Source organism: Kitasatospora sp. NPDC091276, from assembly GCF_040684355.1.
Lineage (GTDB): Bacteria > Actinomycetota > Actinomycetes > Streptomycetales > Streptomycetaceae > Kitasatospora.
This window is the reverse complement of record NZ_JBFBFU010000001.1, coordinates 477,444-484,499: the sequence shown is the minus strand read 5'-3', so window position 1 is coordinate 484,499 and position 7,056 is coordinate 477,444. Positions and strand designations below refer to the sequence as shown.

Below are 7,056 nucleotides of genomic sequence, written 5' to 3'. Positions count from 1 at the left end.
CCCGAAGGGCTTCACCGTTCGACTTGCATGTGTTAAGCACGCCGCCAGCGTTCGTCCTGAGCCAGGATCAAACTCTCCGTGAATGTCTACCCGCAATCGGGCGGCACTCGCGTTGAGCGGCACGGCAACCACCGGAATAGGGCGGTCCCGCGCACTGCGTCCTCGCTAGTGTTTTACTTCAAAAGGAATCTCCAACCCCGATCAAACGATCGAGGCCGGGGATGTCAACATATCTGGCGTTGACTTTTGGCACGCTGTTGAGTTCTCAAGGAACGGACACTTCCTTCGGACCGCCTTCCAGCGGGCCCTCCGGGCGCTTCGTTCTTTCGTGTTTCAAGCTTATCAGATGTTTTCCGCTCCGTTTTCCGGAGTTTCATTCATCGGAATTCGCTTTCCGCTTGCCCCCGCTCTCTCGCGGCGACTCCGGAACTGTACGGGGACAGGACCGCCACATGCAAATCGCCCCTGCCCGGGATCCCGGGCAGGGGCGATCCGATGTTCAGGCGCCGTCAGATGCGGCCCATCTCCTCGGCGATGGCCGCCACGAAGCCGTCGATGTCGGCCTCCGTGGTGTCGTACGAGCACATCCAGCGCACCTCGCCGGTGTGCTCGTTCCAGAAGTAGAAGCGGTAGTGCTTCTGCAGCCGCTCGCTCACCTCGCGCGGGAGGATCGCGAACACCGCGTTCGCCTGGACCGGGCGCACGATCTCGACGCCGTCGATCCCGCGAACGGCCGCCTCCAGCCGGCTGGCCATCGCATTGGCGTGCCCGGCATTGCGCAGATAGAGGTCGCCGGAGAGCAGCGCCTCGAACTGGACGGAGAGGAAGCGCATCTTCGAGGCGAGCTGCATCGAGGTCTTGCGCAGGAACTTGATGTTCCGCACCCGCTCGGGGTTGAGCACCACCACGACCTCGCCGAACAGCAGGCCGTTCTTCGTACCGCCGAAGGACAGCACGTCGACGCCCACGTCCGTGGTGAAGGCGCGCAGCGGCAGGCCGAGCGCCGCGGCGGCGTTGGCCAGGCGGGAGCCGTCGACGTGGACGAGCATGCCGAGCTGGTGGGCGTGCTCGGTGATCGCACGGATCTCGTCGGCGGTGTAGAGGGTGCCGAGCTCGGTGCTCTGGGTGATGGAGACCGCGAGCGGCTGCGCGCGGTGCTCGTCGCCGAAGCCCCAGGCCTGCTGGTCGAGCAGCTCGGGGGTGAGCTTGCCGTCCGGGGTGGGGACGGTGAGCAGCTTGATGCCGCCCATCTTCTCCGGGGCGCCGCCCTCGTCCACGTTGATGTGGGCGGATTCGGCGGCGACCACGGCACCCCAGCGCGGGAGCAGCGCCTGGAGGGCGACCACGTTGGCGCCGGTGCCGTTGAAGACGGGGTGGGCCTCGGCCTTGTCGCCGAAGTGGCGGCGGAAGACGTCCTGGAGGTGGGCCGTGTAGTCGTCCTCGCCGTAGGCGATCTGGTGACCGCCGTTGGCGAGGGCTATCGCGGCGAGGATCTCCGGGTGCACGCCGGCGTAGTTGTCGCTGGCGAAGCCGCGGACGGCGGGGTCGTGCCGCCGTACCGCGTCCGTACGGGTGAGGTCGGTCATCGGGCTGTCAGCCACAGGTGCTGTCCGTTCAGTTCTGCTGCGGGGCGGTCCCAGAGGCCCGCCAGGTGTCCGGCGAGGTCGGCGGTGTCGGTGAAGCCGGCGAACTTCGCCTCCGGCTTCTCGGCCCGCATTTCGGGGCTGACCAGCGCCTTGATGACCAGGATCGCAGCCGCCGCGGTGGGCTCGCCGTCGGGGGCGGTGGTCTCCTTCTTGAAGGAGTCCGCCATGGCGAGGGTCCAGGCCTCGGTGGCGGCCTTGGCGGCCGCGTAGGCGGCGCCGCCGGCGGTGGGCTTGTGCGCGGCGGCGGCGGAGATCATCGCGTAGCGGCCGGCGGAGCTGCGGACCAGGGCGGGCTGGAAGGCCAGCGAGGTGTGCTGGAGGGTGCGCACGACGGTGTCGTGCAGGAAGTCCCAGTCGTCCAGGCGGGTGTCGAAGAAGGTCTTGCTGCCGCGCCAGCCGCCGACCAGGTGGAACAGACCGTCGACGTGGCCGTGCTCGGCCTCCAGGTGGTCGGCCCAGTCGTGGACCTCCTGCGGGTCGAGCAGGTCGATCACCTGTCCGCTGACCTTGGCCCCGCGCACGGCGATGCGGGTGGCATCCAGCGCGGATTCGAGGCGCTGGGCGTCGATGTCGGCACCGATCACGGTGGCGCCGTCAGCGGTGAGGCGGCGCAGCACCGCCTGGCCGGCCGGGCCGCTGGCTCCGGCGACGGCGATGACCTTGCCGGTCAGCGGGGACTTGGTGGTCGTGGTCACGCGGCGGCTCCCTGGATACCGGTGCCGGTGATGCCGGCGGTGGCGGCGATGACGCCGCCGAGCTTCTTGGACAGGGCCTCGTAGAACATGCTCAGCGGGAACTCGTCCGGGAGCACCGCGTCGCACAGCGCCTTGTTGAGCGCCTTGCCGTCGGTGATGTCGAGCGGCAGCGCCTCGGCGCCCTTCGCCCAGGTGGAGGCGGGGTGCGGGGTGAGGTAGCGGGAGACCAGCTGGTAGGCGGCGATCCAGTGGGCCGGCTTGGGCCGGTCGATGCCGTCGCGGTAGAGGGTCTCGATCTCGGCGCAGAGCGCGTTGGTGACCTGCGGGGCCCGGTCCCAGTCGATGCTGAGGCGGTTGTCGCGCCAGCGCAGCGCGTCGTGCTTGTGCAGGTAGGCGAAGAGCAGCTGGCCGCCCATGCCGTCGTAGTTGCGGACGCGGTCGCCGCTGACCGGGAAGCGGAACAGGCGGTCGAAGAGGATCGCGTACTGGACGTCGCGGGCGTGCGTGTTGCCCTCGGCCTCCAGTTTCACCGCCTCCTTGAAGGTGGTGAGGTCGCAGCGGAGCTCCTCCAGGCCGTACATCCAGAACGGGCTGCGCTGCTTGATCATGAAGGGGTCGAACGGCAGGTCGCCGTGGCTGTGGGTGCGGTCGTGGACGAGGTCCCACAGGACGAAGGTCTCCTGCGCGCGGTCCTGGTCCTTGAGCAGGCCCTCGGCGTCGGCCGGGATCTCCAGGCCGAGCTGCTGGACGGCGCTGGTGGTGACGGCGCGGAAGCGGGCGGCCTCGCGGTCGCAGAAGATGCCGCCCCAGGTGAAACGTTCCGGCGCCTTGCGCACGGCGACCGTCTCGGGGAAGAGGACGGCGGAGTTGGTGTCGTAGCCGGCCGTGAAGTCGGTGAAGGTGATCGGCACGAACATCGGGTTGTCGAAGCGGGTCCGCTCCAGCTCGGCCAGCCAGTCGGGCCACACGACGCTCAGCAGGACGGCTTCCAGGTTGCGGTTCGGGTTGCCGTTCTGCGTGTACATCGGGAAGACGACGAGGTGCTCCAGGCCGTCCTCGCGCTGGTCGGCGGGGTGGAAGGCGAGCAGCGAGTCCAGGAAGTCGGGCTCCCGGTAGCCGGTGTCGGCCCACTTGGCCAGGTCCGCGTCGACGGCGGCCAGGTAGGCGGCGTCGTGCGGGAACAGCGGGGCGAGTTCCTCGACGGCGCCGCGGACAGTGGCCAGCAGCGGGTCGACGGTGTGCCGCTGGACGGCGGACAGGTCGATCGAGCCGTCCTTGGACTGCAGCGGGCGCAGCGTCTCGACGGCCTCCTTCAGGCGCAGCCAGGCCGGGTGGCCGGCGAGGGTCGAGACCGGGGCGTCGGCCGCCGCAGCGAGCCTTGGCGAAAGATTCTGCATCGGGGACTCACTTCGACAGGAGTTATTTCAACGGAGACACCATAAGTACGAAAGGTTCTCCTGTTCAAGGGGGTCGCGACCGACAAAGCTCCGGCGTGGCTCCGCCGAGGCCCTGGCGGGGCCCCGGGTCGCGGGCCCGCCGGCCGGGCGTCCGCCATGTGGACAGGGATCTGGATGTTCTGGACAGACGCACTGTCGGAATGCGAACCTCCCGCCATGCTCCCGGCGGTGATCACGGTGACCGAGTGCCACATCGGCCTGTTCCGGGCGCCCTCTTGTTGTCACGCCTGCTGTCGCGTGCGCGGCCTCTGCCGCCGCTGTCGCTGATCCGGCTCGGAGGGCGCCGCGGACGCGGGCCCGTACGCCGACCATGCCGTGTGTGTTCCGGCGCCGCCACCGGGGGGAAGTGACCCGCCGGGCCCGCGGCCGGCCCCGGCCCGCCCGTCGCCTCCCCTGTCCCACCCGGCCCTTGTCTCCCTCCTGTCCCACCCCGCCCTTGCCTCTCCCTGTCCCGCCCGGCCCTTCCTCACTGGAGCCCTGCCATGACCATCCGCAAGCCGTCCGCCGCACTGCCCCTCGCCGCGCTGCTCGCCGCGGCCGCCGCGCTGACCGCGTGCGCGCCGCAGGACGCCAGGTCCGACGGGGCCGCCGCCTCGGGCTCCTCGGGTGCGGCCGGTACCGCCGCGGGCTGCGCGCCGGGAGCGCTGGCGACCCGGACGGCGGGGACGCTGACCGTCGGCACCGACAAGCCCGCGTACGACCCGTGGTTCACCGAGGACAAGCCGGAGAACGGCAAGGGGTTCGAGTCCGCCGTGGCCTTCGCGGTGGCGGAGAAGCTGGGCTACCCCAAGGAGAAGGTCAGCTGGGTGGTCGCGCCGTTCGGCAAGGCCACCTCGCCCGGGGCCAAGGACTTCGACTTCGACGTCAACCAGGTGTCCATCAGTGACGAGCGCAAGCAGGCCGTCGACTTCTCCTCCGGCTACTACGACGTGCGCCAGGCCGTCATCGCGCTGAAGAACTCCAAGGCGGCGGGCGCGAAGAGCATCGCCGACCTGAAGGGCGCCAAGCTGGGCGCGCAGGTCGGCACCACCAGCCTCGACACCATCACCAACACGATCAAGCCGAGCATCCAGCCGGCCGTGTTCGACTCCAACGACCTCGCGAAGGCCGCGCTGAAGAACGGCCAGGTCGAGGCGCTCGTGGTGGATCTGCCGACGGCCTTCTACATCACCGGCGCCGAGGTGCCGGAGGCACAGGTGGTCGGCCAGTTCGCGGGGGCCACGCAGGGCGAACAGTTCGGCCTGGTGCTGGACAAGGGCTCGAAGCTGACCGGCTGCGTGTCGCAGGCGGTGGACGCGCTGCGCTCCGACGGCACGCTCGCGAGGCTGGAGAAGCAGTGGCTCTCCGACGCCGTCTCGGCACCGGTGCTCAAGTGAGCGGCGACGCGGTGTCGGCCGGTCCGGCGTCGGTCGCCAAGGGCCGGGACGGGAAGGGCCGCGCCGGAAAGGGTCTCGAAGGGGATGAACTCGACGGGGGTGACCTCGACGGGGAGGGCCTCGACGGGGAGGGCCTCGACGGCGGCGGGGGCAAGGGGGACGACGACGGCTACCGTCCGTCCGAACGGCGGCTGGCGCACGAGGCGTACCGGCGCGGCCGGGCCCGCCGGTCGGCGCTGATGGCCGCCGGGTCGACCCTGGCGACGGCGGTCGCGCTCTACCTGCTGGTCGTCAACTCCCCCGGCTGGGAGGTGACTCGGAAGACCTTCTTCAACGCCGACTACGCCCGCCAGGCGCTGCCCGAGGTACTGAAGGGGCTGCGGCTCAACCTGGAGCTGATGCTCGGCTGCGGCGCGCTGATCCTGGTGTTCGGCCTGCTGCTCGCGGTGCTGCGGACGCTGCGCGGGCCGGTGTTCCTGCCGGTGCGGCTGCTGGCCACCGCGTACGTGGACTTCTTCCTCGGGCTGCCGATGATCATCTGCCTGCTGGTGATGATCACCGGGGTGCCGGCGCTGCGGCTCGGCGGGGTGACCACCGATCCGCTGGTGCTCGGCGGGGCGGCGCTGGTGCTGACGTACTCCGCCTACGTGTCGGAGGTGTTCCGCTCCGGCATCGAGTCGGTGCACCCCAGCCAGCGGGCCGCGGCCCGGTCGCTCGGGCTCACCAACGCGCAGGCGATGCGGTACGTGGTGCTCCCGCAGGCCGTGCGGCGGGTGGTGCCGCCGCTGCTGAACAACCTGGTCAGCCTGCAGAAGGACACCGGGCTGGTCTCGATCGGCGGGGCGATCGACGCGGTGTACGCGGCCAAGATCATCGCGGCCCGGTCGTTCAACTTCACGCCGTACCTGGTGGCGGGGCTGGTGTTCATCGTGCTGACCATTCCGCTGACGCGGTTCGCCGACTGGCTGACCGCGCGGACGAACCGTCGGCAGTTCCAGGGAGGTGCGGTGTGAGCGGGGACGTGCTCCGACTGGAGTCCGTGCGCAAGACCTTCGGCGGCCAGGTGGTGCTGCGCGACGTGGGGTTCGCCGTGCCCGAACACTCGGTGACGGCACTGATCGGGGCGTCCGGCTCCGGCAAGTCCACGCTGATGCGGTGCGTCAACCTGCTGGAGGGGATCGACGACGGGGCGGTCTTCCTGGACGGGGAGGAGATCACCGACCCGCGCGCGGACCAGGACGCCGTCCGCCGCCGGATCGGCGTGGTGTTCCAGTCCTACAACCTGTTCCCGCACCTGACCGTGCTGGAGAACATCACGCTCGCCCCGCGCCGGGTGCACGGACGGGGGCGGGCCGAGGCGGAGTCGGAGGCGCTGGGGCTGCTCGACCGGCTGGGGCTGGCGGCCAAGGCGAAGGAGTACCCGGACCGGCTCTCCGGAGGACAGCAGCAGCGCGTCGCCATCGTGCGGGCGCTGGCCACCGGGCCCCGGCTGCTGCTGCTCGACGAGATCACCGCGGCGCTCGACCCGGTCCTGGTCGGGGAGGTGCTCTCGGTGGTGCGCGACCTCAAGGAGCAGGGCATGACGATGGTCCTGTCCACCCACGAGATGGGGTTCGCGCGCGAGGTGGCCGACCAGGTCTGCTTCCTGGACGACGGGGTGGTGCTCGAACAGGGGCCGCCGGAGCAGGTGTTCGGCGATCCGCGGGAGGAGCGGACGCGCCGGTTCCTCAGCCGGGTGGTCGCCTCGGGGCGGCTCGCGGGCTGAGCACCGGCCGGGGCGGCGGAGCGTGTGCCCGGTGGCCGCACACCGGGGGGCACCACTGTGCGCCCCGGTGCGCGCCCTGCCCGCGCCCCGGCCACAGCGGTGATCGTGGACTGGACG

General features: G+C 70.6%; 6 protein-coding genes and 1 rRNA gene. 3 read left to right on the top strand and 4 right to left on the bottom strand.

Annotated elements, in window-relative coordinates; all coding sequences use genetic code 11:
* The 4 genes from AB0O19_RS02080 to AB0O19_RS02065 form a co-directional block, all read right to left on the bottom strand.
* A 16S ribosomal RNA gene (locus tag AB0O19_RS02080) occupies positions 1-83 on the bottom strand; the annotation flags it as partial.
* Between the two features lie 426 nt (positions 84-509).
* Positions 510-1,586, bottom strand: coding sequence for a low specificity L-threonine aldolase (locus AB0O19_RS02075; protein WP_363617033.1), 1,077 nt, complete (start codon positions 1,584-1,586; stop codon positions 510-512).
* On the bottom strand, positions 1,583-2,341 hold the full coding sequence (locus AB0O19_RS02070) for an SDR family NAD(P)-dependent oxidoreductase (RefSeq protein WP_350875646.1): 759 nt from the start codon (positions 2,339-2,341) through the stop codon (positions 1,583-1,585). The genes AB0O19_RS02075 and AB0O19_RS02070 overlap by 4 nt, the downstream gene beginning before the upstream one ends.
* The gene (locus AB0O19_RS02065; protein WP_363616988.1) at positions 2,338-3,738 is read right to left on the bottom strand and encodes a DUF6421 family protein; all 1,401 of its coding nucleotides are present in this window, start codon (positions 3,736-3,738) and stop codon (positions 2,338-2,340) included. The genes AB0O19_RS02070 and AB0O19_RS02065 overlap by 4 nt, the downstream gene beginning before the upstream one ends.
* 542 nt (positions 3,739-4,280) lie before the next feature.
* On the opposite strand from AB0O19_RS02065, the gene AB0O19_RS02060 reads away from it, so the two are divergent.
* The 3 genes from AB0O19_RS02060 to AB0O19_RS02050 all read left to right on the top strand — a co-directional run bounded on the left by AB0O19_RS02060 (position 4,281) and on the right by AB0O19_RS02050 (position 6,939).
* Positions 4,281-5,174, top strand: a complete 894-nt coding sequence (locus tag AB0O19_RS02060; RefSeq protein WP_363616986.1) for an ABC transporter substrate-binding protein — start codon at positions 4,281-4,283, stop codon at positions 5,172-5,174.
* A 191-nt stretch (positions 5,175-5,365) separates the two neighbouring features.
* The gene (locus tag AB0O19_RS02055; RefSeq protein ID WP_350875703.1) at positions 5,366-6,187 is read left to right on the top strand and encodes an amino acid ABC transporter permease; all 822 of its coding nucleotides are present in this window, start codon (positions 5,366-5,368) and stop codon (positions 6,185-6,187) included.
* On the top strand, positions 6,184-6,939 hold the full coding sequence (locus AB0O19_RS02050) for an amino acid ABC transporter ATP-binding protein (protein WP_363616984.1): 756 nt from the start codon (positions 6,184-6,186) through the stop codon (positions 6,937-6,939). The genes AB0O19_RS02055 and AB0O19_RS02050 overlap by 4 nt, the downstream gene beginning before the upstream one ends.
* The last annotated feature ends 117 nt before the right edge of the window (positions 6,940-7,056 follow it).